The organism is Salmonella sp. SAL00672, assembly GCF_046552175.1.
GTDB lineage: Bacteria > Pseudomonadota > Gammaproteobacteria > Enterobacterales > Enterobacteriaceae > Salmonella > Salmonella enterica.
Window position 1 is genome coordinate 863,131 of record NZ_JBGDUQ010000001.1, and the last position, 23,738, is coordinate 886,868.

At 50.2% G+C, this 23,738-nt stretch carries 20 protein-coding genes, 5 tRNA genes and 6 pseudogenes; 11 read left to right on the forward strand and 20 right to left on the reverse strand.

Annotation, left to right across the window (positions count from 1 at the left end; translation table 11 throughout):
- Positions 1–92: 92 nt before the first annotated feature.
- The 3 genes and pseudogenes from ACLJTG_RS04515 to ACLJTG_RS04525 form a co-directional block, all read right to left on the reverse strand.
- Positions 93–911 (reverse strand): hypothetical protein, encoded by an 819-nt coding sequence (locus ACLJTG_RS04515; RefSeq protein ID WP_023238927.1) that lies wholly within the window; start codon positions 909–911, stop codon positions 93–95.
- Positions 912–1,392: 481 nt separating this feature from the next.
- Positions 1,393–1,638, reverse strand: a pseudogene (locus ACLJTG_RS04520) (hypothetical protein); the annotation flags it as partial.
- 290 nt (positions 1,639–1,928) lie between these two features.
- Positions 1,929–2,018: transfer RNA gene (locus ACLJTG_RS04525), tRNA-Ser, on the reverse strand.
- A gap of 88 nt (positions 2,019–2,106) precedes the next feature.
- Here ACLJTG_RS04525 and mtfA point away from each other — a divergent pair.
- The 8 genes and pseudogenes from mtfA to ACLJTG_RS04565 all read left to right on the forward strand — a co-directional run bounded on the left by mtfA (position 2,107) and on the right by ACLJTG_RS04565 (position 8,932).
- Positions 2,107–2,904: a DgsA anti-repressor MtfA gene (mtfA, locus tag ACLJTG_RS04530; protein ID WP_000598920.1), complete on the forward strand. Its 798-nt coding sequence runs from the start codon at positions 2,107–2,109 to the stop codon at positions 2,902–2,904.
- Positions 2,905–3,004: 100 nt separating this feature from the next.
- Positions 3,005–3,080, forward strand: a tRNA-Asn gene (locus tag ACLJTG_RS04535).
- 167 nt (positions 3,081–3,247) lie between these two features.
- Positions 3,248–3,553, forward strand: a pseudogene (locus ACLJTG_RS04540) (Arm DNA-binding domain-containing protein); the annotation flags it as partial.
- A 421-nt stretch (positions 3,554–3,974) separates the two neighbouring features.
- Positions 3,975–4,050, forward strand: a tRNA-Asn gene (locus ACLJTG_RS04545).
- Positions 4,051–4,212: 162 nt separating this feature from the next.
- A pseudogene (locus ACLJTG_RS04550) lies at positions 4,213–4,542 on the forward strand (peptidase); the annotation flags it as partial.
- A pseudogene (locus ACLJTG_RS04555) lies at positions 4,522–4,767 on the forward strand (transposase); the annotation flags it as partial. The pseudogenes ACLJTG_RS04550 and ACLJTG_RS04555, both read left to right, overlap by 21 nt.
- A gap of 683 nt (positions 4,768–5,450) precedes the next feature.
- On the forward strand, positions 5,451–7,145 hold the full coding sequence (locus ACLJTG_RS04560) for an SEL1-like repeat protein (protein WP_111742543.1): 1,695 nt from the start codon (positions 5,451–5,453) through the stop codon (positions 7,143–7,145).
- A 56-nt stretch (positions 7,146–7,201) separates the two neighbouring features.
- Complete coding sequence (locus ACLJTG_RS04565) at positions 7,202–8,932, forward strand: hypothetical protein (RefSeq protein ID WP_111742317.1); 1,731 nt, start codon at positions 7,202–7,204, stop codon at positions 8,930–8,932.
- Between the two features lie 57 nt (positions 8,933–8,989).
- On the opposite strand, the pseudogene ACLJTG_RS04570 reads toward ACLJTG_RS04565, so the two are convergent.
- Positions 8,990–9,094 (reverse strand): annotated as a pseudogene (locus ACLJTG_RS04570) (DUF520 family protein); the annotation flags it as partial.
- Between the two features lie 47 nt (positions 9,095–9,141).
- On the opposite strand from ACLJTG_RS04570, the gene ACLJTG_RS04575 reads away from it, so the two are divergent.
- A complete protein-coding gene (locus tag ACLJTG_RS04575; protein ID WP_000957535.1) occupies positions 9,142–9,315 on the forward strand; it encodes a hypothetical protein in 174 nt (57 codons plus the stop codon).
- A gap of 521 nt (positions 9,316–9,836) precedes the next feature.
- Here ACLJTG_RS04575 and ACLJTG_RS04580 read toward each other — a convergent pair.
- Positions 9,837–11,291 carry an AMP nucleosidase gene (locus tag ACLJTG_RS04580; protein WP_410958895.1) on the reverse strand — a complete coding sequence of 485 codons (1,455 nt, stop codon included), beginning with the start codon at positions 11,289–11,291 and terminating at the stop codon, positions 9,837–9,839.
- Between the two features lie 45 nt (positions 11,292–11,336).
- Between ACLJTG_RS04580 and ACLJTG_RS04585 the strand changes: the two genes are divergently transcribed.
- Complete coding sequence (locus ACLJTG_RS04585) at positions 11,337–11,498, forward strand: hypothetical protein (RefSeq protein WP_001536381.1); 162 nt, start codon at positions 11,337–11,339, stop codon at positions 11,496–11,498.
- Here the strand turns inward: ACLJTG_RS04585 and ACLJTG_RS04590 are convergent.
- From ACLJTG_RS04590 to ACLJTG_RS04605, 4 genes and pseudogenes are all read right to left on the reverse strand, one after another.
- Positions 11,487–11,813 (reverse strand): DUF1493 family protein, encoded by a 327-nt coding sequence (locus ACLJTG_RS04590; RefSeq protein ID WP_000228159.1) that lies wholly within the window; start codon positions 11,811–11,813, stop codon positions 11,487–11,489. The two genes, ACLJTG_RS04585 and ACLJTG_RS04590, sit on opposite strands and share 12 nt — an antisense overlap.
- Positions 11,807–12,270, reverse strand: a pseudogene (locus ACLJTG_RS04595) (STM2901 family protein). The gene ACLJTG_RS04590 and the pseudogene ACLJTG_RS04595 overlap by 7 nt, the downstream one beginning before the upstream one ends.
- Positions 12,271–12,689: 419 nt before the next feature.
- Positions 12,690–12,765: transfer RNA gene (locus ACLJTG_RS04600), tRNA-Asn, on the reverse strand.
- A 140-nt stretch (positions 12,766–12,905) separates the two neighbouring features.
- Positions 12,906–14,363 carry an EmmdR/YeeO family multidrug/toxin efflux MATE transporter gene (locus ACLJTG_RS04605; RefSeq protein WP_001669456.1) on the reverse strand — a complete coding sequence of 486 codons (1,458 nt, stop codon included), beginning with the start codon at positions 14,361–14,363 and terminating at the stop codon, positions 12,906–12,908.
- 159 nt (positions 14,364–14,522) lie between these two features.
- On the opposite strand from ACLJTG_RS04605, the gene ACLJTG_RS04610 reads away from it, so the two are divergent.
- Positions 14,523–14,598 (forward strand) — tRNA-Asn (locus tag ACLJTG_RS04610).
- 225 nt (positions 14,599–14,823) lie between these two features.
- Here ACLJTG_RS04610 and ldtA read toward each other — a convergent pair.
- The 11 genes from ldtA to cbiK all read right to left on the reverse strand — a co-directional run bounded on the left by ldtA (position 14,824) and on the right by cbiK (position 23,736).
- Complete coding sequence (ldtA, locus tag ACLJTG_RS04615; RefSeq protein WP_001252817.1) at positions 14,824–15,753, reverse strand: L,D-transpeptidase; 930 nt, start codon at positions 15,751–15,753, stop codon at positions 14,824–14,826.
- A 77-nt stretch (positions 15,754–15,830) separates the two neighbouring features.
- A complete protein-coding gene (cobT, locus tag ACLJTG_RS04620; RefSeq protein WP_001193983.1) occupies positions 15,831–16,901 on the reverse strand; it encodes a nicotinate-nucleotide--dimethylbenzimidazole phosphoribosyltransferase in 1,071 nt (356 codons plus the stop codon).
- Between the two features lie 26 nt (positions 16,902–16,927).
- Complete coding sequence (cobS, locus tag ACLJTG_RS04625; protein ID WP_023226667.1) at positions 16,928–17,671, reverse strand: adenosylcobinamide-GDP ribazoletransferase; 744 nt, start codon at positions 17,669–17,671, stop codon at positions 16,928–16,930.
- Positions 17,668–18,213: a bifunctional adenosylcobinamide kinase/adenosylcobinamide-phosphate guanylyltransferase gene (cobU, locus tag ACLJTG_RS04630; protein ID WP_000973193.1), complete on the reverse strand. Its 546-nt coding sequence runs from the start codon at positions 18,211–18,213 to the stop codon at positions 17,668–17,670. The genes cobS and cobU overlap by 4 nt, the downstream gene beginning before the upstream one ends.
- Positions 18,210–19,730 carry a cobyric acid synthase gene (locus ACLJTG_RS04635; protein ID WP_045901211.1) on the reverse strand — a complete coding sequence of 507 codons (1,521 nt, stop codon included), beginning with the start codon at positions 19,728–19,730 and terminating at the stop codon, positions 18,210–18,212. Before ACLJTG_RS04635 ends, cobU begins: the two co-directional genes overlap by 4 nt.
- Positions 19,727–20,542, reverse strand: a complete 816-nt coding sequence (locus ACLJTG_RS04640) for an energy-coupling factor ABC transporter ATP-binding protein (protein WP_045901214.1) — start codon at positions 20,540–20,542, stop codon at positions 19,727–19,729. Before ACLJTG_RS04640 ends, ACLJTG_RS04635 begins: the two co-directional genes overlap by 4 nt.
- A gap of 8 nt (positions 20,543–20,550) precedes the next feature.
- Positions 20,551–21,228, reverse strand: coding sequence for an energy-coupling factor ABC transporter transmembrane protein (locus ACLJTG_RS04645; RefSeq protein ID WP_198898279.1), 678 nt, complete (start codon positions 21,226–21,228; stop codon positions 20,551–20,553).
- Positions 21,215–21,496: an energy-coupling factor ABC transporter substrate-binding protein gene (locus tag ACLJTG_RS04650; RefSeq protein WP_000753212.1), complete on the reverse strand. Its 282-nt coding sequence runs from the start codon at positions 21,494–21,496 to the stop codon at positions 21,215–21,217. Before ACLJTG_RS04650 ends, ACLJTG_RS04645 begins: the two co-directional genes overlap by 14 nt.
- A gap of 1 nt (position 21,497) precedes the next feature.
- A complete protein-coding gene (gene cbiM, locus ACLJTG_RS04655; RefSeq protein WP_000764336.1) occupies positions 21,498–22,235 on the reverse strand; it encodes a cobalt ECF transporter S component CbiM in 738 nt (245 codons plus the stop codon).
- On the reverse strand, positions 22,232–22,945 hold the full coding sequence (locus ACLJTG_RS04660) for a cobalt-factor II C(20)-methyltransferase (protein ID WP_001748552.1): 714 nt from the start codon (positions 22,943–22,945) through the stop codon (positions 22,232–22,234). Before ACLJTG_RS04660 ends, cbiM begins: the two co-directional genes overlap by 4 nt.
- Positions 22,942–23,736, reverse strand: coding sequence for a sirohydrochlorin cobaltochelatase (gene cbiK, locus ACLJTG_RS04665; RefSeq protein ID WP_000709784.1), 795 nt, complete (start codon positions 23,734–23,736; stop codon positions 22,942–22,944). Before cbiK ends, ACLJTG_RS04660 begins: the two co-directional genes overlap by 4 nt.
- Between the last annotated feature and the right edge of the window lie 2 nt (positions 23,737–23,738).

Sequence of the window (23,738 nt, forward strand, 5' to 3'; positions counted from 1 at the left end):
TATCTGTTATTACTATTTCGATAACACAATATCAAATTAAATATATCTCTATTACCTATCCATTAGTGTAATTTTCTTAAACTGAAAATTTATCATTTACAGCCCAAACTCTTACGCATTTTTTCTTTTAATGGCTCGGCTACTTCTGGACGTAATTTTGAGTATAAATTTTGTACATTTTCACAGCCAGCAGGTTGGCCTGATGATAAAGGTTCTATTTTCGTCAGGATATTCCACAAAATATAAATTGCAAATGCGATTAGCATTATACTTAAAAAATAAATACGGATACCCCGAGCATTAAACAACGCAGGGACATTTGATGTTTCTTGTTTAACGGATGGCACATAATTTACGACTGGAGCAGCAACCTCAGGAATAACAAGTTGTTTTCCATACGGAACGAAGTATGCAGAAATATGCTCTGGGCTATAACGCTGTTCAACACGTTTCCACTCATCTGACGGAATGAGTAAGAACGATAATGTATCACTAAAAGTGCTGTTCTGATATACCCGCAAAGTATATCCATTATTAGCCAATATATGCTCAATGCGCACCAGCTCTGCATCAAAACCATCACTTCCCATTGGGTAGTGATGAAACACATACTGCGCATCAACCAAATTTATCGTTGCTGTTTCAATCTCACTATCATAATCGAATTTGACCGTGACAGGCTTCTCTCCCTGATTATCTGAAAGTGCCTCAAGCAGGCTAAAAGTTCCCTCTTTCCAGTCAATATTAATTCCGTAGATACTCATAAACAGCGCCTGGTAGTCCTCTAATGCAGACTCAGACAGCCACGGCTCTTTATGTTTCTCCAAAAAAAATTTACGCCTTAAAGAGGCTTGTTCATCATCATTGGCAGCAAAAAAATCAAAAAACTCATCCTGTTCTGGTAATTGCATCGTGGTTCCATCCAGTATTTTATTAATCAAAAATCGATCCCAGCAGCTAATTTCCCCTGCTGTCTATGATAGAATAGAATATGTGATCTCAAAGCGTCAAGATGACAAGACCAAACGAGCACGCATCCATTCAATAAATGAATAAACCCTGTTAATACAAATAGTTTTAAAAATGATTCATCTGGACAACTGAAATTATCTTTATACTGATAGCAGTACAGCCATTTCTGTAAGTTTAAATGACAAATAAAAAACACGGACAAATCGTTTTACGTTATTTCCAATATTTTTCAATGTCTGCCCTCTGTTTTTTTACGTAATCTCTATGTTGTCGCGACGGGAACAATAATAGCGAATTCGCGTATGACGTTTTAGGGGCATTCATAAAAGAGTTTTTTGAAAAACATGAAGGGAGATGAACGGAAAAAGGTTCGTTAAGGCTGGATGCGATCACGTTCGCTTACGGCGAACGTAACCCTTTTTACCTGGCTGCATTTTTCTTCTTCTTTTCGTCCTCAACATGCTTATCAACAGGTGAGTCTTTTAAGCGATTGTTTTGCATGATGTCATCTTCAAGCGATTTTAGATAGCTTGCATCAGTCAGCAAGGCTATTGCCAGCGTTTTCGCATAAAATTGCGCGTGGCTTCGTGTCGTAGGATTTACCGCGTAGGTTCTGGCAAGCTCATGTCCAGGGGAGGCGGTATCACCACTGAAAAAGATTTCGCCTCTTTTCCTCCATCCTCCAGCAATCCATTTCCTTTAAGATACCCTTACAAGATCCGTGTGAAGCAACGGCAGTTAAACTGTTTTGTCACCAGAGATGTGAGATGGGCGTTGCAAAAGAGTGTGAGCTTGTGAGCTAAAGAAGATAAAAGTGGATGCCCGACGCGCAGCAAAATGGTAAAAAACAGCATCAGTAGTAAGAAAAATCGAGCGAGTGAAAGAAATTTTAATGCAGGGATTTATGTATGACGAAATCAAAAACGCTTTGTCAGTGATTGATTTTGTTGAATGATTGGCGGAGAGAGGGGGATTTGAACCCCCGGTAGAGTTGCCCCTACTCCGGTTTTCGAGACCGGTCCGTTCAGCCGCTCCGGCATCTCTCCGTATATTGCAATGATGCCAGGTAATTTGGCATTTTAACAGACCCTATTCGGGTAATTTTGTTCAAGTGACGAGTTTACGAGCAAAACGATGATTAAGTGGCCCTGGAAAGCACAAGAAATAACCCAGAACGAAGACTGGCCGTGGGATGATGCGCTGGCTATACCTCTTCTGGTAAACCTCACCGCGCAAGAACAGGCTCGGCTTATTGCGCTAGCCGAACGTTTTTTGCAGCAGAAAAGACTGGTAGCGCTACAGGGATTTGAGCTCGACTCGTTAAAAAGTGCACGTATTGCGTTAATTTTTTGCTTACCGATCCTGGAGCTCGGTATTGAGTGGCTTGATGGTTTTCATGAAGTGCTCATTTATCCCGCGCCCTTTGTGGTAGATGATGAATGGGAAGATGACATAGGTCTGGTGCACAGCCAGCGTGTCGTACAGTCGGGGCAAAGCTGGCAACAAGGGCCCATCATTCTGAACTGGCTGGATATCCAGGACTCGTTCGATGCTTCGGGTTTCAACCTCATTATTCATGAAGTCGCGCACAAACTGGATATGCGTAATGGCGATCGCGCCAGCGGCATCCCTTTCATCCCGTTGCGCGATGTGGCTGGCTGGGAACACGATCTCCACGCGGCAATGAATAATATTCAGGATGAAATCGATCTTGTTGGCGAAAGCGCTGCCAGTATAGATGCCTATGCCGCCACCGACCCTGCAGAATGTTTTGCCGTGTTGTCAGAGTATTTTTTCAGCGCGCCAGAACTGTTTGCTCCACGTTTCCCGGCACTATGGCAGCGTTTTTGCCAGTTCTATCGCCAGGATCCTTCTCAGCGCTTACGGGTAAGCGCTGCCGAAGGCGACTACGGCGAGGAATCCGAACATTAATTCCTCACTTTGTGGGTTAATTAACCAATTGAATTGGCGCGTTAATTTTACTGTTGACACGTTATAGCCGGCCCAGTATTATGCGCCTCGTTGAAACAATTCCTCTGTAGTTCAGTCGGTAGAACGGCGGACTGTTAATCCGTATGTCACTGGTTCGAGTCCAGTCAGAGGAGCCAAATTTAGGGAAGCAGACGTTCACTGGCGTCTGCTTTCTGCATTTATATCAACTGATTAACCCCTTCTTCAGGTTCACTCTCGTTTACTAAAAACCACTCGAAGCTATACCCTTTTGCTGGTAAAGCTGGTTCGATTTGCGTTTTACCAGCACGCGGAGGGAACCGTCATGTCACTGACTGATACTAAAGTAAAAAATGCCAGACCAGCGGAAAAGGCCGTCAAGCTCGCTGACGGGTTTGGCCTCTATCGATTCAAAATACTGGCAGTCAGGCTATCGCTTTAATGGCAAACAGAAGGTGTTTTCTATTGGGGTTTACCCTGCGGTTTCTCTTGCTGATGCCAGACAACGCCGTGACGAGGTCAAAAGGCTGCTGGATCAGGGGATTGACCCGAACGCAAAAAACAGGCTGATGAAAAAATCCTTCAGGAAAAGCGCGATAAAACCCGCTCGTTCCGTGTCGTCGCCAAAAGCTGATGCACCATAATTCTGCCTATGATATTGACGGAAATCTTTTCGCCTGCACCAGAAATTTATCTGCCATTTCCGCTACCGGCGTCAGACTGCCTGTATCAACCATTTTCACAAAATATTTCACGTCTAAAGTTCATTCTACTCCCTGCCCTTAATCTCTACGGCGTTATGTCTCAGAATTATTTGCCAAGTGCCTGCCAGTTTTTCACGTTTCATCAGACGCTGGTACATAGCCATTGCGGTAAGGTCACAGCATTTGACTTGTGCAATTACAGACAAAGTTGCGCCATGCCGGAGCAAAGTAGGAATTAGATCAAAACTTCAACGCTTTGTTGTTTTTGTCAGCAAACAAACGCGCAACCTTATTTCCCCCTTTGACAAGCCGATCGCACATCGTTACTATGCGCCCCGTTCACACGATTCCTCTGTAGTTCAGTCGGTAGAACGGCGGACTGTTAATCCGTATGTCACTGGTTCGAGTCCAGTCAGAGGAGCCAGATTTTAGTTTCGGGACATCCTGGCGAGTCCGGAGACGTTTAAAAAACAAGAAATTATCTTTACCCGGTTGATCTGATAAGGTTTGCCGGGTTTTTTGACATCCATAGTTTTTGGGGCTTAATCGGGCCTCACGGTTCGTTGAGTAAATGGAGCCCCCTCCTATGGCATTAACCGATACCGCTGGCGGCACGCAGACCGATCCGGGTACAGGAAAACCGTCAGAAAATCCACCCGCCGCTCCCAATAAGCCCACTCCACCGAAAGAAGAAACGCCGCCCGGCGCGCCGGAGAAATACGCGTTCACCGCCCCTGAAGGTCAGGAACTCGATACCAGCGCGCTGGCGCAGTTCGAACCAGTGGCGCGTGAACTGAACCTGACGCAGGAGCAGGCGCAGAAGCTGGTGGACGTCTATCCGAAAGTGCTGGCGGGAGTGCAACAACAGCAAGCGGAGTCATGGCAGAAGCAAACAGAAGACTGGGCGGAGGTGGTAAATATCAGGCTGCATTACCTTCCCCCTTACAGTCCAAACCTGAATCCGATAGAACGAATGTGGAAATTAATGAACGAACATGCCCGGAATAATCGCTACTTCAGCAGTACGCGAGAGTTCAGGGACGCAATATCTGTCTTTTTTAACCAGACGCTGCCGGATATAGCGGACTCACTGACATCCCGAATTAAAGATCACTTTCAGGTGCTCACTCCCGCATCTTGAGGTTTATTGGGTATATAATCGTTAATAATCATCAGCGCGTTATTATCAAATTAAAAACAACGCGCTCGTAATACTTAAATTATTCTTACTGGTAACTGAAGAAAACTCTCTCCTGCCAGAATATGCTCCTCGCATCCTTTACATTAACTCTTTGTTTCTATAGCATGAAATAAGTTTCAGGGAGTTATTATTCATACAAGGAGAACATCTTGAAGAAAATATTCATAACAATTATAGTTTCATTATATTGCGCGAATATATGTGCAAAACAATCCCCCAGTACAGAATCCAAACCCGTTAATTTCATCGCCCAAATTGAAAATATCGATTTTAATAAAACCGCCATTAGCAGTGACCTGAAACTTTTACTCGCCGACCGTTATTATTTTAAAGATAAAACACCCTGTAATACTAATACCCTTTCTGCGCGCGCAGAATCAATGGGACTGACGACAGAAGAATATATTAATAAAATACGCAGTTTAAGACCGGCTATTCTCGATGACCGTTATTTTTACCTGACGGTCGATCAGTGCGATGCTGGCGGCACGCCCATGCTGACTGGAATCGAGCTATGTACCGAAGCGCTGTGCGGTGCCGAATACATGAAAAGATCGTCTGACTTGTGGCTGGATGATGAACTGCAACCGACGGTTAAACGTCAGGCAACAACAGTAGTCCATATGCCTCTCCCCTATGACAAAGAGAAAAAATTATGGAAAGTCACCGGCTGGTATCTGGAATCCTCAGAAGAAACAGGGGAGGTGATGCAGAGTAAACAGATAGCCTTTGAAGGCTATACCAACGAAGAAAACTTCGCTAACCGACAACGTGTTTCTGTATTTAAGTCTTTCTATGAAAGCGGCAATCTCAAAAGTATTTATCATTATAATGCGCAAAATAAGCGTGACGGAAAAGCTGAAACTTACTTTGATGAAAAAGACAAAATAGCGGAAACGCTGACGTTTAAAGATGGTCAACCCGAAGGGGAATACATCGTATACCATGAAAACGGAGCCGTTGAAAGTAAACGTTACTTTGCCCAAGGTAAAATTAAAGATGGCGAATGCCCACATTTTTATGATAACGGCGTTTTAAAACAAAAACACAGCTATTTAAATCAGAAACTGGAAGGCCCGGCATTTGAATATTTCCCTGATGGGAAAATAAAGGAGAAATATTCATACAGTAAAGGCACCATTGTCGGCACCAGTACGGAATATTATTCTACCGGTAAAATTCGTGGTGTTTACCACAGAAATAACCAAGGTGAAAACGACGGAACGTTCGAACAATACAGTGAAGAGGGCAAACTCCTTTCTAAAGCGACCTATAAAAATGGCAAACAGCTTTCTGCTCAGAGCTGGTATGGAAATGGGCATCCCAAAGAAGAATCCTCTTTTGATAGTGAAGGCCGTAAACATGGTGCGGTCAAAGAATGGTTCAGCAACGGAAAGCCTGCCTCATCCAAAATGTATAAACATGATGTGTTAGACGGGGATTCCGAAAAGTGGTACGAAAATGGTCACCGCGAATCAGTCTATCCCTATAAAAACGGTATGCTAAATGGGGACGCTAAGCACTGGAATGAACAGGGCAAACTCACCTATACCACCGAATATAAAGACGATAAAAAGCAGGGAGCCGATCGCCGCTGGAGCGAACGTACCGGTAAACTTGTTGAAGAGGTTATGTTTGCTAATGATGAAAGAAACGGCCTGAAAAGAGAGTTTAACGATCGTACGGGTAAGGTCTTAAGTGCGCTGCCCTATGTCGATGGCGACAAGGAAGGTACAGAAGAAGCCTATGATGAAGACGGCATAAAATACATCCGTTGTTACCACAACGATGAAGAGCTTTCAGAGCTATATGCGCCGACTGACCTCACCAATAAGGCAAAGCAGGGTGACAGCACTGCGCAATATCATTTAGGTAAGTATGAGTTTGAATGCACAAACTACGATGCGGCGATGAAATGGTTAACTCAGTCCGCAGAGCAAAATCATCCCGGCGCGCTTCTCTTTTTGGCCTATGCGTACAACGACGGTGATGGCGTAGCGCAAGACAGCAAAAAATATCTCTCCTATTTATTCAAAGCGGCAGAGCTTGGCGAAAGTGATGCGCAGTTAGAAGTGGGATATTTAAATCTTATCGGCGAAGGAATGCCGAAAAACCTGCCGGAAGCCTATAAGTGGATTAAAAAATCCGCTGACCAGGGAAATGCTCAGGCGCACTATAACCTTGGACTCATGTACAGGAATGGTGATGGCGTTGAGAAAGACCTCAACAAAGCCAAACTTCATCTTACAGCGGCGGTAAAAGGCGGCGTCAAACCTGCACTGGCAGCCTTAAAGGAATTAACGCCTCAAACTAAGTAAATATGACTTTGCTGTAAAGAGGCTATTCAAACGGAACTGAAAGGATACACGTTGCTATGAAATTTAAATTCGCCACATTACTCACAGCCGCCACGGTTTTTTACTCTTATCAGAGCGTTGCACAAAGTCAGCAATCGCCTGATGTCTGGTCAGTTGTCGAACAGAAACTGCAAAATGCCGTCCCTTTAAATGAAAACACTACTTTTAAATCGCAGGCAGCCTGGTTTGAATTACACAGGGAACTGTTTATGTACGGCCCGATGAGCCGTGCGGATGCATTACTGAAAAAGCTGGACACACAATCGAATGATGCGAAGTTTTCGCTAAACCATGAGGCCTCGTGGATCGCTGAAAATAATAGCCCGGATGCCGCGATGGTTTTCCTGTCCAAAATTGGTCTCGATAAACCGTCGAGCATTACCGCCTACGAGAGCTACGTTGATGGCTGGGTTAATCGCAAACAGCCTGAAAAAGCCTTAGCCCTTCTTAGCAAAAATGCCGACGCGAGGAATTTTTATTTAGCCACGGTTTTAGAATCCTGGCACTCAGAGCCTGATAAAACCGCCACTATTTATAATGAAAATTACGCTGATAAAATTGTTGTTCCTTATACTCAGCTAAAAATGCTGCTTATTATTGCGAAGCAGTACCATGCCAAGGGCGACACCGCAAAGGCGTTGGTTTACGCAGATAGCGCGCTGAAAATGTTTGATACGGCTATTGCTCAACAACCGAGTGCTGAAGCCTACCGTTATCAAGAGTATCTCGACCTGATGGAGATCTATTACGCCACGGGTAATAAAGAGAAGGCGATGGCGTTGTCTGCGAGATTGCGCAAAGCAACCGGCAATAAAGGAAGCTATTTCCAGTATTCATTACCGGGATTGCTCTCTTTTTATAAGAAAAACGAGCTGACACAGAATTATCAGGAGACGCTTTCAACCTATGTGACGCAGGTCGATAAAATATTCAATTTTGCCCCTTCGCCGCGCATTGAAATGGAGCTGATTGATTTATTAAGCAAGCTTGATGATGTTGCGCTGATGAATAAGCGTATCGATTTGCTGATGAGCGCGCCGGAATATACCTGCTACGACGACAGGTATTGCTACGAGTACAAAATCAAAGCGCTGAAGAATCTCTTTCAGCATAAGCAGAATGCTGTGGCGGAAAAGCATATCGCAACCCTCTCCGCCGAGGCGCAAACCCTGACGTTCGCCGAATGGGAAGATGCAACAAATGAAATGGGTGAAGTACTCAAAGAAATTGGTCATCCTGAGGCAGCGCAAAAATTAGCCGTCAGCGCCGAGGCGATTTACCTCAGCCAGGCAAAAGCCTGGCCTGATGAAGATATGTCGCGTTCCTTTCAAAGACTTGCGGAGCTTTACGGCTATGGCAACGACACGGTGAATGCCAAACGGGTGTTACACCAGCACGTTCCCTCTCTCGAAGAGGAGGCGATGATCGACCACTACATGAATGCAAAACAGTGGAGTCAGGCAAGGGAATTGATGATTAACGCAGATAGGGTCGATAATAAAAACCTGATGCTGTTACGCCAGATTTGTTCTGAAAACACGCCCGAGTGTCAGGAACATATTACCTTTACGCTGAAAAAATTAACCACGCAGGCGTCGATTACCCGCCAGGACGACACCGGTAATCAGCAGCTTTATCAGATTGGGAATATTTTTCACAGATTGGGTATCATACCGGGAGCGGAACAGCAGGCGCTGATTCAGGCGTTGTATAACAAGGCCGCAGAGACTAAAAAAGCCACGCCTTAATCGATTTACCCGCCCGGCCACCTTTCTCACATGCGGGAAGGCGGCGGGCGGGAAAAATCAATCGCGGAAGTTTTTGAACTGGAACGGCTGGCCCAGATTGCCGCCGCGCATCAGCACCATCGCTGCCTGCAGATCGTCGCGGGATTTACCGGTCACACGCACTAACGTAAATTCGAATCCAAACCCACAGAGATTACCGCAAGATATTAATGTTGACCCAACACCGCCTGCCGGAAGACCCGCGCTGGAACGCCCTGCACGAGGAGTTCAGCTTTGACGACGACGACAACCTGCTGGGCATGAACATGCCGCCCGAAGGTGGCGAGCATCAGGCGAAAGTCAAAGGCGACCGCCTGCTGCTACAGGGCAGACCACCACTATGAGTACGACGAGTTCGGCAATCCCATCGCTGACCGCTGGGGCAAGGCGCAGTGCCGGGAGCACCGATTTGAATGGAACGGCGAGCACCGGCTGGTGCGCTTTACCGACGTGCGCCACTATGATGATGAAGGCTTTCCGCGCCACTCGTGGCGCTATGAGTTCGATAATGGCGTGACCACCCTATATCCCTGTCCGACGCGAAAATCCTCAGTATCAAGCCTTCTGATAACCCCTTTAAGCTGATCGATTCTCACGGTCGGTATCTGCTTGTTAATCCGGGCTTGTGGGTCAGGCGCTCAAGGAGCGTGAAGTGTGGCGCAATGTTTTCGCCTTCCGGCGCGTTTCCTGGCATAGACGCGGTTATCGGCGACAGGTATCCGGCGATGGTGATGAAGCTCGCGGCACAATAAGGCCTTAGCGGGATGCAGAATCGCCTCCCGCTAAGGCTTCATTCAGCCGCTTTCCATATCACATAAATACGCCTCTTCCACTCCTGTCCAGCAGCAGGCGACAGCTCATTTCGTTAGCGAAACGGTGGCTCATTAAACGTGCGTAATTTACGTGAGTGCAAACGATCACCTTCTGCGCGTAGTAAATCAATAGCACGAATACCAATTTGCAAATGTTCTGAAATAGCCCCCTCATAAAACCGGTTTGCCTGCCCGGGCAGTTTAATTTCACCGTGTAAAGGTTTGTCAGAAACACAAAGCAGCGTGCCGTAAGGCACGCGGAAGCGATAGCCCTGGGCTGCAATCGTCGCGCTCTCCATATCAATCGCGACCGCGCGGCTAAGGTTGAATCGCAGCGCCGATGCGGAATAACGAAGCTCCCAGTTACGATCATCCGTGGTGACGACTGTTCCCGTGCGCAGTCGCTGTTTCACCTCTTCGCCGGGCATTCCGCTAACCGCTTTGGTAGCGTCGTACAGCGCACGCTGTACTTCCGCAATGCTTGGAATAGGAATATCAGGCGGCAGAACAGCATCCAGCACATGATCATCGCGTAAGTAGGCATGGGCCAGCACATAATCACCAATCGCCTGACTTTCTCGTAACCCTCCACAGTGCCCAATCATAAGCCAGACGTCAGGCCGCAACACGGCCAAATGGTCGCAAATCGTTTTAGCATTTGAAGGGCCGACACCGATATTTACCAGCGTAATCCCCTGCCCATCTGCCGTTACCAGGTGCCAGGCGGGCATCTGATGCTTCTTCCAGGCCAGATCGGAAATAGCCTCTTCCGGCGCTTCCGTTTCTGCCGTGATCCAAATTCCGCCGGCACAGGAAAGCGCGATATAGGGACTGTCAGGATCAAGAATTTGGCTGCACCCCCAGCGCACAAACTCATCGACATAGCGGGTGTAGTTGGTAAACAAAACGAAGGGCTGAAAATGTTCAACCGGCGTACCGGTATAGTGCCGTAACCGGGCCAACGAGAAGTCAACACGACGCGCGTCGAAGTGCGATAGCGGATAGAATTCGCCGGGGTGGAACAGACCGTCTGCCGTCTCATCGCCAATCTGCGCCAGTTCTGTGGTAGGAAAATGGCGCGTTAGCCCGGCGCTCATAGAACGATCCAGCGTCAGAGCCAAGCCATCGATCACATAAGGATACGGGATCTCATGGTGCGAGGCCTCTACCGCAATATGCGCGCCATAATCATGGTAAACGAGGTTAAGCTGTTCCAGAAGATAAGCGCGAAATAGCGCAGGCCGCGTAACGGTAGTGGTATAACAGCCAGGATGAGTAAAGCGTCCAAAAGCGCGTGTTTTAGGCGGGTTCGGTGTCGCGCCATCCCAGCTTACAGACAGCGAAGGATAAACAAACAGTCCGTTAAGCCTGGCGTGGGGATCGGGCAGCGTACCGTTATCAACATAGTCAGCGATGGCTTCACGGAGCGCGTTAACCGACTGCTCGTATAGCTCCTCCAGGCGATCCAGCGCCTGCTCGGGCGTTAGGTTTGTGCCTTTATTTTCCATATTATTCTCCTTAGCGTTCACAGGTGAGGCACGTCATTCGATAGTATGACAGCAAAGGAGGAAACTAAAGGGGTTAGCGTAGGGGTGGCGACAGTAAACATGAACCCTTTAAAAAGAAAAGAGAACTATCTTAGCGCCACCATCATCGCTCAAAAAGAAGGGTACTGGTACAGCCATTTGTTAAGTTCATTACAATTAGTCATATAACCATTTCCCGGCTTTTGCTGACTCGATCAGCATGCTGATAGTGAAATCTGGGACGGGTACAGGTTCCGTTTTCTTGAACGGATGCCATGAAAAAGGGTGATTAGGAAAATAGGTTTCTATTCTGAAGTTACCTCGCTCGACATTGAGTTTCTCGAAGAATTTATTCATGAGATCTTCGGCTTCAAGTTCATCAATGCTCAGATCAGTATCAAGGTCAATCTCTGGTGTTAATTCCACTTGCTTAATGTTGAACAGATATGTGCCAGCATAAGGCCGTACAAGCTCGTAAACTTGCTGTTCAATATTGTCTACCATAACTTATCATTGCCCCGAGCAATGGTATTGTAGTCGCGTATAGTGAGATATGTTATTTGTGACACATCTGCGGCAAGGATAATTTCCCCGATCAAAGGAATGAAACGTCCAACAAACGGCGCAATGTTACGAACCATAACACGTCTGGCTGTCCACGGGGTGTAACCGCCTAACCATGTCGGAAGGAATATTCCAAAGGGAAATTTTGACTTTTTAAACACTGCACGTGCAGTCCTGGACGCGTATGATGTGCCTTTAGTCGCTCCAGCGGGTTTCGCCCTTGTCCAAAGATTATTACGACCTGATGCCAAAGCAACAACAGCCCCGAAATCTGCAACACCAATCCCAAACTGGCTTGCGGTATTCTCACAAAAAATCATAACAGAAGTTCGGCAGCAGTCAGATTGGATTTTCCTGCATAGAAGTATGTTCCATTTAGTTCTTCTACTGTATCCATTAGAAACTCTATAGTTACTATTTTGGTTTACTTATTGTACATCCTTGTTTCGAATGAAAGAAATCAATCTTTTGGGAAAGAACGGATCAAGATCACTGGAAATATCTGAAATCAGATGAAAGAGACAGTCGCGATTCCCACCAGGGGCATCACCTGGCAAGCTTGTGTGATCGCTCCGTTTGAACCGAACACATCTATATGTCAGCATACTGATACGGGTTTGATCTTGCGGATAGCGGTATCGGTTAATGCCATACGTGGGGGCTCCATTTTCTCAGCGAACCGCGAGGCCCCGATTAAGCCCCTAAAAACTATGGATGTCAAAAAACCCGGTAAACCTTCTCAGGTCAACCGGGTAAAGATAAGTTCTTGTTTTTTAAACGCCTCCGGACTCACCAGGATATCCCGAAACTAAAATCTGGCTCCTCTGACTGGACTCGAACCAGTGACATACGGATTAACAGTCCGCCGTTCTACCGACTGAACTACAGAGGAATCGTGTGAACGGGGCAAATATTAACGAGGTGCCCCTGGCTTGTCAAAGCCTGTTTTCACAAAAAAAGTTCGTTTGCTGCTTTATTCCACACTTCGGTTAAAATTCACCGTTTCCTGATGATTTTCACAGCAAAAAGCGCTTACTCCCTCTTTACGCGCGGGTATCTCCACAGCCAGCGCCCGCTTATCAGACGCCAGTAAAACAGTGCGCCACGCACGGCCCAGTCAAGAAACATCCCCAGCCAAACCCCTACAACCCCCATACCCAGCACAATACCAAGCGTATACCCTGCCACAACGCGACAGCCCCACATCCCCAGCATCGATACCCACATCGCAAATCGCACATCGCGCGCGCCTTTAAAACCCGACGGCAACACCCACGCGGCCGCCCAAATTGGCATAAAGGCAGCATTAAGCCAGAGCAGAACTTTCACTACCTCTTTTACGTCCTGCTCCTGGGTATAAAATGAGGCAAACAGACCCGCAAACGGCGCCGTCCCCCAGGCAATTGCCGTAAGTACGATAGTCGACATCCAGAATACATGGCGCAGTTGACGCTCTGCCTGACCAATTTGCCCGGTACCAAGACGCTTACCGGTGATAATAGTCGACGCCGAACCAAGGGCGTTACCCGGCAGGTTGATAAGCGCCGCCACGGAAAAGGCAATAAAGTTACCCGCAATAACGTTAGTGCCCATTCCGGCGACAAACATTTGCGTCAGTAGCTTGCCACCGTTGAACAGCACTGATTCAATGCTCGCCGGAATACCGATACCCATCACTTCCCAGATAATGCCGAAATTCAGCGGCTTCAGATAGCTTTTCAGCGGAATGCGCAGCGCCGGATTAAAACCAATCATCAGCACCCAAATAATCGCTACCGCGCCGATGTAGCGCGAAATGGTTAATCCCAGCCCCGCGCCGGCAAAACCCAGCCCTTGCCAGGAGAAAGCCCCGTAAATCAGGATGCTGCTGATAATAATATTGAGAATGTTCATCCCGCCGTTAATCATCAACGGGATTTTCGTATTCCCTGCCCCACGCAGCGCGCCGCTACCGATTAGCGCAATTGCCGCAGCCGGATAACTCAGCACCGTCAGTTCAAGGTACGTTAACGCCAGCCCCTTTACTTCTGGCGTCGCCTCGCCTGCGACAATATTAATAATTTCACTGCCGAAATAATGAATGACCACTGCCAGCACAACGGCAAATAGCGTCATAATCACCAGCGACTGGCGCGCCGCCGCCCTTGCGCGTCGCCTGTCGCGCTTGCCGAGGCTAAAGGCGACCACCACCGTAGTACCAAGATCGATAGCCGCAAAAAAAGCCATAATTACCATATTAAAACTGTCGGCAAGCCCCACGCCCGCCATTGCTTCCTTGCCCAGCCAACTGACGAGAAAAGTACTGAGCACGCCCATTAGCAAAACACAGGTATTTTCCAGAAAAATAGGGATAGCAAGTGGGGTGATTTCACGCCAGAACAACACTTTGTAGCTCTTGCGTTTGGCATACCAGGGCGTACGGACGACAGCCTGGCGTAAGGCAGTGGAGACGTTCAAAATGGACCTTAAAGAAGAGAGTTGAAACCACATTTCAATAATGAGCGAGAAATCGTAAGGCTGCAAAGCTTTTTGCAGAAAAAATGTCTGCAAATGCAACAAAGTGATGAGATAACCCGCAATCGAATCTGTAAGAGGTTAAATGGGGTTTGACAAAAATTTTTCCGCCGCTAATATACGACCCCACACGATTCCTCTGTAGTTCAGTCGGTAGAACGGCGGACTGTTAATCCGTATGTCACTGGTTCGAGTCCAGTCAGAGGAGCCAGATTTTAGTTTCGGGACATCCTGGTGAGTCCGGAGACGTTCAAAAAACAAGAACTTATCTTTACCCGGTTGACCTGATAAGGTTTACCGTTTTTTTTGATACCCATAGTTTTTTGGGACTTAATCGGGGGCCTCACGGTTCGTTGAGAAAATGGAGCCCCTGCCATGACACTCACTACTAATACAGATACTCCAGCCCATGAAAACCAGCAATGTGGCAGGATATTTAAAGGCCAGACCTGCCTGCGCTAATGTTGACCGGCATTCCGGAACGGCGCTCCAGCACCTCATTAACCCGCGAAGTATCAACGTCATCCCCTTTGATAAACGTGCGCAGCACTGGCGTAACGGGCAATGGAACTTTTTTGTCTGACTCAAATTCAGCACGGTTACGAGAAAGCGGTTCGTGTACCTCCAGCCAACGACTGCCATCCGGCTCTACCGAAAATTTAACGGGCCTGTCGATAATCTGAACGCGGGTTCCTACAGGAACATGGTCGAATAAATATTTAATATCGTCATTGCGTAAACGGATACAGCCCTGACTGACGCGAAGGCCGATGCCAAAGTTAGCATTAGTGCCATGGATGGCATATAACCTGCCGATATATATTGCGTATAGCCCCATAGGGTTATCCGGCCCCGCAGGCACCATCGCGGGCAGCGTTTTTCCCTCTTTAGCATATTCCCGGCGCGTATTAGCCGTTGGCACCCAAACCGGGCCATCTTGTTTGCGTTCAACCGCAGTTACCCAGTTGCGCGGCGTTTCACGGCCAGCCTGACCAATACCAATGGGTAGCACCTCAACCGTATTCGTGCCTGCGGGATAATAATAAAGGCGCATCTCGGCGACGTTTACCACAATACCTTCACGAACGGTGTCAGGCAGAATCAACTGCTGCGGCACTACCAGTGTGGAACCAGACTGAGGTAAAAACACATCCACGCCGGGATTCGCTTCAAGCATATTACTCAGCCCCTGACCGTAGCGGGCGGCAAATGACTCTAAGGGCTGAGTATTGTTCTGTGGTACGGCGATTGTGACAGGCTGTCCTACCAGACGACTGCCTTCGGGCGGCAACGGATAGCTTATAGCCAGCGAGAAATGGCTTACCAACAAGACGAAAAACGGAAAAAAAGGTGTGATACGACGCATTATATCCCTTCCTTTGTCGCGGCAGGTGTGCGTTAAGTATAGCTTTTTTCTCACATGGCTGGTGTTGTGCGCCCGGGTTATGTTGCGTTTGCGTTCCCCTCCGGCAGGACAATATTACTGGCCGCCAACTCCCCCATGTTGTGGAACATGGCGCACGCGGCTTCCACGATCGGCATCGCCAGCGCCGCGCCGCTTCCTTCACCTAACCGCATCGCCATATGCAAATAGGGTTCCATAGACAAATGCGCGAGCGCGATGCGGGCGCCCTTTTCCGCCGAAAAGTGCGACGGGATCAGATAAGGTCTCACCGCAGGCGCAATCTGACAGGCCGCCAGCGCTGCCGAGTAGGAAAGAAAGCCATCCAGCAATACGGGTAAGCCACACCTTGCCGCGCCAAGCATCACGCCGGTCATCCCGACCAGATCAAAACCACCCACCTTCGACAACACATCAATGCCGTCGCGCGGATTGGGCTGATTAATCGCAATCGCCCGCCGCACGACGTCCACTTTATTATCGATGCGGGAAGGCGGAAGATTCGCGCCAATCCCCACCACCTCTTTTGCATCACTTCCTGTAAAAACGCTGACCATCGCGGCGGCTGGCGTAGTGTTCGCCATTCCCAGCTCCCCTACGCCAAATAAGGTCACGCCGCGTTGCGCCAGGTCGCAGGTGTAGCGGGAAACCTCCAGCAAAAGCGCCTCAGCCTGCAAGCGACTCATCGCCGGGCCAACGGCAATATTTCCGCAGCCGCGCGCGACGCGCATATTAACTACGCCAGGAATAGGTTCGGCATCAATACCGACATCAATGACATGCACCTTCGCACCGGCCTGAGCGGCAAGCACGCATACGCCGGTTGTTCCCCGCGTCATATTCGCCGCCTGAATCGCCGTCACGATTTTGGGCGAAACCGCTACGCCTTCATCCCAGACGCCATGGTCGGCGCACATCACCAGCACCGCCTTTTCACCTACCTGCGGCGTACCGTTAAGACCCGGCATACCCGCGAGCTGAACGGCTAAGGTTTCCAGTCTGCCCAGGCTGCCCGGCGGTTTGAGCAGGCCGTCAATATGTTGCTGCGCACGCGCCATCGCCTCGGCGTCCGGCGCAGGAATGTCACGGAGTAAAGCGTGTAGTGTCTGCATAAGATGTCTCGTCCGTAATAATCGGCTCATAACAGAGCCAGCAGAAAGATCAATTCGCCAAGTTCGATCGCCGCGCCCAGCGTATCGCCGGTTTGACCGCCAAGCGTACGTTTAAGCAACTGGCCAAGGATGAAAATCGCCGCGCATGTGACCACCATTGCGGCCAGTCCTTGCATACCAGGCAGTAATACCGTGGCGATGATTATCGCCAATCCCAGAGTAATGCAGGTTTGCCGTCCGCTGACTTTACCGATAAATACATTGCCAAGCCCCTCTTCACGGGCGTAGCGATGACGGTACATCAATAAAACGGCGCTGCCGCGTCCGGCCGCACAGGCCACCGCCAGCGCCGCCAACATTGGCGTTCCACGTAACGCCAGTTCGCTGACCACCAGAATTTTTGTCAGGAGCACAAAAATAAGCGCCAGCCCGCCATGGGTTCCCAGACGACTATCGCGCATAATCTCCAGCATTCGCTCACGGCTGCGCGCGGAAAAAATGCCATCGCAGGTATCGGCCAGCCCATCCAGGTGAAAACCACCGGTCAGCAGCGCCAGCGCCAGAATACAGAACAACGCCGCTAGCGGAATACCGCACCAGGGTTGCAGGAGGATGAAAATCAGGCCGCTTACGCCCCCCAGAATCAACCCGATAAAGGGAAACATCACGATCCCACGCGAATACTGCTCGAAATCCAGTCCCTGCGACCAGCGTGACGGCACGGGCAAGCGGCTAATAAAAGCGAGCATGGCCCAAAACAGCTTACTCATTTAATTTTGACTCCAATACCTGAGACCACCAGCCAGACCTCATCCGCCGCTGCCGCCAGTCGTTGGTTGACCCGACCGGCAATATCACGAAAATGGCGCGCCAGACGGTTTTCCGGGACGATCCCCATTCCCACCTCATTTGTCACCAGTACCACTTTCGCCGGGCAGCGCTGGCAGGCTGCAATTAAAATCTGAATTTCATCGTCAATGGCGCGCTCCATCGCCGCGTAATCCCACTGTTCGGGATCGTTTTCGCCTCCCAGCGCAAACAGCAGATTCGTCACCATGGTGGTAATACATTCCAGCAAAATCGCGTCGTCAGGGGCAAGATCCGCGGTAATCAACGTATCAAGATGCCGCCAGCATTCTGCGGTCCGCCAGTGTGCCGGCCTGCCATCTTTATGATGCTGAATTCTCGCCGCCATCTCGTCATCAAGAATCTGCGAGGTGGCGATATACAGTACCTGCGGCGCATCGCCAATTAAGGTTTCAGCATGACGGCTTTTACCACTACGCGCCCCGCCCGTCACCAGAATCATCATACCGGCTCCTGATGCTGTTGCATGATGGTATAAATTTTATCAATATCAATATGTTGCCGCATCGCTTCCGCCAGCAGATCAAATTGCCGCGCTTTATGCTCCGCATAACAAAAAGTCGTTTCCCACGGCGTAAGTCCTTTTCGTGCCCTTAACCCATTGACCACCGCACGGGTAAAGGCATCGCTATCAAACAGGCCGTGAAGGTAAGTGCCAAACGCCAGTCCGTCGGCGGTGACCGCGCCATCCGCCACAGAGCATCCATTTTTCTGTAACGTCATGGCCGTACAGCATCCTTCCTGCAGCACCGTTTCCCCCATGTGGATTTCATAACCGCGTACCGGTAGCCCCGCCGCGGCAGCCAGCCAGCCGGGCAGCTCGCCTGACATTGTCGCGTTAACCTGCGTCGTGGTTTTATCCTGTGCAAAGCGAGTGATCGTATTAAGCAGCCCCAGGCCCGGCTGCGTACCCAGCCCCGACTCCACCTCATCCACAATAGTGTCGCCCAGCATCTGGTAGCCGCCGCAAATTCCCATCACCGGCACGCCCTGCCGATGTGTCTGCAATACCGCATCCGCCATCCCGCTTTCGCGCAGCCAGGCGAGGTCGCTCAGCGTATTCTTACTGCCCGGCAGGATCACCAGATCAGCGTCAGTCAACGCTTCCGGGCGGCGAATATAGCGTATGCGCACATCCGGCTGCGCCGCCAGAGCGTTAAAATCCGTAAAGTTAGAAATATGTGGCAGTTGCACAATGGCAATAGTGATATCACGGGGGGCGTTACCGCGATATTTATCGTTTTGTAGCGCGACGCCATCTTCATCTTCCAGATCCACATCCAGCCACGGCATCACTCCCAGAACCGGGACGCCGGTAAGCGATTCGATTTGTTCGATACCGGAATAGAGTAGCGCCACGTCGCCGCGGAATTTGTTGATAATGACGCCCTTTACTCTGTCACGCTCCTGTTTATGCAGCAGCGCCAGCGTGCCATAAATAGCGGCGAATACGCCGCCCCGGTCGATATCCGCCACCAGAATAACCGGACACTGGGCCATTTCCGCCATTCCCATATTGACGATATCGCGATCGCGCAGATTGATTTCCGCCGGGCTTCCGGCGCCTTCCAGCACAATAACGTCATATTCCTGCGCCAGGCTGTTATAGACCGCAAGGATTTGCTCACGCAAACGCGGTTTATAGTCATGGTAACTCACCGCATCCATATTGGTCGCCACTTTCCCCATCAGCACGACCTGCGCCTGGCGATCGCTGGTCGGTTTGAGCAGCACCGGGTTCATACGCACATCTGGCGTGATCCCCGCGGCTTCCGCCTGAAAAATTTGCGCCCGCCCCATCTCTTTACCATCCGGCGTAATACCAGAATTAAGCGCCATATTTTGCGATTTAAACGGCGCGGTACGCAGACCATCCTGATAAAAAATGCGGCATAAACCCGCCGCCAGCACACTTTTGCCGACGTCGGATGCCGTCCCCTGCAACATAACTGCCTGCGTCATGACGCCTCCCTGAATGCGCACTTTTGCATTCGATGAAAAAACTCCGTTTCTGTTTTACACAGCGGCAGTCCCAGTTGAGTATGAAGTTTGACCAGCCAGGGCTGGGTTAGCCCCGCGTGTTCCATCGCTTCCGTACACGCGAAAACCTCGCCAGGCGCGCCATGCGTCAGGATCTGGCCCTGGCGTAATACGTATACGGCATCGCTAATTTCATAAATAAGATCGATATCATGGCTGGAGATAATGACATGATTTCCCTGCGCCACAATCCGCCTGATGATAGCAATCATCTGAGTGCGCCCTGCGGGATCAAGACCAGCTGTGGGTTCATCCAGCAATAGATAGCGCGCCTGTAGCACCAGCGCTCCGGCGATAGCCACACGTTTTTTTTGTCCATGACTCAAACACTGAATGGGCTGATGGCGAAAATGTTGGGCGTCAACCAGCGTTAGCGCCTCGTCGACGCGGCGCGTGATTTCCGCCTCCGGCACCCCCAAATTACGTAAACTAAACGCAATGTCGCTATCGATATCAGTATAAAAAATCTGCTGTTCAGGGTCCTGAAAAACCGTCGCAACTTGCTGGCGCAGCGCCAGTAGTCCGCGCTTGCTGTAATCCAGCGGTTTTCCCTGCCACAACACGGCCCCTTTTTGCGGACGCAACAGGCCGCTCAGGTTCATAAAAAGCGTAGACTTCCCACAGCCGTTCGCGCCCACCAAACCGGTAACAGGCGAGAGCGAAAAATCCAGATTTAACCCTTTAAGTACCGGCTCATCCTGATATCGGAACCACAGGTCTGAAGTGGCAAGCATAATAGTCCTTACAGGTGAAAATCACCCTGATACAGTTTGATATCCAGCGTGGTGGTCATTTGCTGATAACGCATTAACACCCGCGTAAACAGGAGTCCAGTCAGCATTGCCAGAGATCGATAGCCGTTCGGCAGGCTGCAATAACCAAAACGCAGCGTTTGCGCGCGACGAATTGCCATCGCCTCATCCAGAAGAATAAAGAGAAAGCGCCACGTTAACAGGATTTGCTCGGTAAGCAGGCGTGGAATATGCGCGCGCTTAAGCAAGCTAATTAACTGCGGAAACGGTAGGTTCATCACCAGCCACAACGTCGCGGACAGCGCCGTCAGGCTACGCCAGAACGTTTCATTCGCCGTAACCACGCCCGCACGGGTAATCCCGATCCAGTACGGCCCGACAGAGATGCCAGCCAGCAGCATTTGCGGCTCGCGGCTGATGCTGAAGATAATCGTTATCACGCCGACCAACAAAAATCCAAAAGGTATCGCCATCCATCGACACCAGCGCCAGAGGGATATGCGCAATAGCCAACAGCTCAATCCGGCAATGATCAGCAGCTCAATGCCCTGCCCTACAGGCGGCAGAACAAACGCCAGTATCATCATCGCCAGCCACAGCAAAAACTTGCGCTGCGGCGCAACGTGTGCCCAGCGGCTTTGATAGCTGAGTCGATCAAGCCCGGTCATCACGGCGTTGTTTACCTTTGCAATACCCGAGGATATAAAAAATCACCGCCGCGCCAAGAGAGCCCTGAAGGGTAAACAGCAGGCTTTCAATTTCACCGCTGGCAGGTTCATATAACGGCTGAAACCAGGGTTTATACTGCGGCGCAATAGCCTGAATCTGGCTTTCCGCTTCGCCGTCTGAACCGCCATATTCACCGCCATGGTTAATAAAAAACGGCAGAATCACCAACGCCACCACCATCGCTAACAACATCAACGTTTTCTTCATTTTAATGTCCTTGTACGGTAATCACTTGCCGTTTGGTTAACTGGTCATAAATCATGACGGTTAATAAACCTTCAGCAATAGCGACAGGAATCTGTGTGAGGCAGAAAATCCCCATAAACTTCACAACAGACCCTGTCGCTCCGGCATGGGGATCGGGAAACGCAACGCCAAGCTGGACTGAAGTCACAAAATAGGTCGCCAAATCCGCCAGCATCGCGCACAGAAAAACGGCGACATCGCGGCGTAGTCCGGCACGGCAGGCCATTTTCCACACCAGATAACCGACAACCGGGCCAATCACCGCCATCGACATTCCATTTGCGCCAAGCGTCGTCAGGCCGCCGTGCGCCAGCAATAGCGCCTGAAACAACAGCACAACCGCGCCGAGAATCGCCACCACCCCGGGCCCGAACAAGATAACCGCCAGACCAACGCCGGTCGGATGTGAACAACTCCCCGTTACCGACGGAATTTTGAGCGCGGACAGGACAAAAATAAACGCGCCGCACAGCGCCAGCAGTACCTTCTGATGATTATCCTCCTGCACAATACGCCGTAAGCGCACCAGCCCATACCACAAGCAGGGTAAAAACAGTAGCCACCAGGCCAGCGCCCACACTGGCGGTAAAAAGCCCTCCATGATATGCATCGCAAACGCCTGTTGCGGGACAACCATCAGCAATAGCGCTGCAGCCAGTCCACTGAAAGACAACTGTCGAAGCTGCTGTTCAAGTTTCATTCTGCATACTCCCACTGTTTATTGACCAGAATGGTCGAAAAATAGGGCAACGGTCGATCATCGTTGACCTCGTGGAGATGGCGCCAGCACTGCTCGCCGGGCAGTGTGGCCTCGGACATCATTAAGGCGCATTCCAGCAGGCCAGCCTGCGCCAGCAACGCTTTAATACGGGCGAACCGGCCATACACTTTCATCAACACCAGGCTATCATGCTGTTGTAGCGCCTGGGCTATTTCCGCTTCCGGCGCGGTACAAGAAATAACCGCCAGCGATTGCTGTTCTATGGCGAGCGGCATTTTCGCGCGGGCGGCTATCGCGGCGAAGGACGTGACGCCGGGGACAATCTCCAGCCACTCCGGGCAGCCGATACGCTGGAGTAAAAAAATCCAGGTACTGAATAGCATCGCATCGCCCAGGGTAATAAAACCGACCTGTTTACCCGCTTTCACCTCTGCGGTAAGCGCGGCGGCAACCTCGTTCCAGACCGCTTCTTTCTCGGCGCCGTCAGCGCTCATAGGGAAATGGCAACAACGTACTTCCGTCTGCTCGCCGAGATAGTCGCGCACAATCGACAGCGCCAGACTATCGCCCCCCTTACGACCGGCGGGCGCATACAGAATGTCCAGCGAGCCAAGAATCCGCGCTGCGCGGACGGTTATCAGGTCGGGCGCGCCTGGCCCGGTGCTTAATGCGTATAATTTACCGTTCATGCCGCCTCCTCTACCGCCATGTTCAGCGCCTGGTGCAAATGCGCGACAAACATCGCCCGGATAGCCGGGTTTTCTCCCAGCCCGCTCAGCCACGGCGTCGCCGGAATGCCCGCCGCGTTAAAGCGCATTTTCCATGAGTCGCCGTCGTCTGAAGCCATATCATTAATGGCGTGATCGCCCGCCACCAGCATTAATGGCATCAAATGTACGCCGGTGACGCCTTCGTCACGCAGGCTGTCGATCAGGATGTCGACCTCCGGGTAGCTTTCTACGGCGCCGACGCGCGCCGGGAAGCGCTGCGCGGTCATCATATGATCGAGACAGGCATAAGCTGCGAATGCGTGATGGCTGGCGCCGTGGCCCATAAAAACGACTTTCTCCGTTTGTCTGAGCGATGGCATCTGTTGTCGCAACGCCTGCATTAGCTGCACATAATCGTTATGGCTGCTCAGCAGCGGCACGCCCAGCGTCAGGCGAGTGAATAACGGACGCAAGAGTTGTACCTCACGGACAATTTTTTCATATTCGTCGCCGTTAATAATGTGCAACGACTGAATCGCCACGTCCTGATATCCCTGTGCGGCAAGCTTTTGCAAAGCCTGTAATGGCGTATCGATGTCGATACCGTCACGCTGGCGAAGCTTGCGAATGATCATTCCGGAAGTGAAGGCGCGAAACAGGTCGCGATCGGGACAGGACGCCGCCAGATCACGTTCGCACGCCACAATGTTTTTTTCACAGGTGTCGTGATAGCTGGTGCCAAAACTGACTACCAGAAGCGCTTTTTTCATTT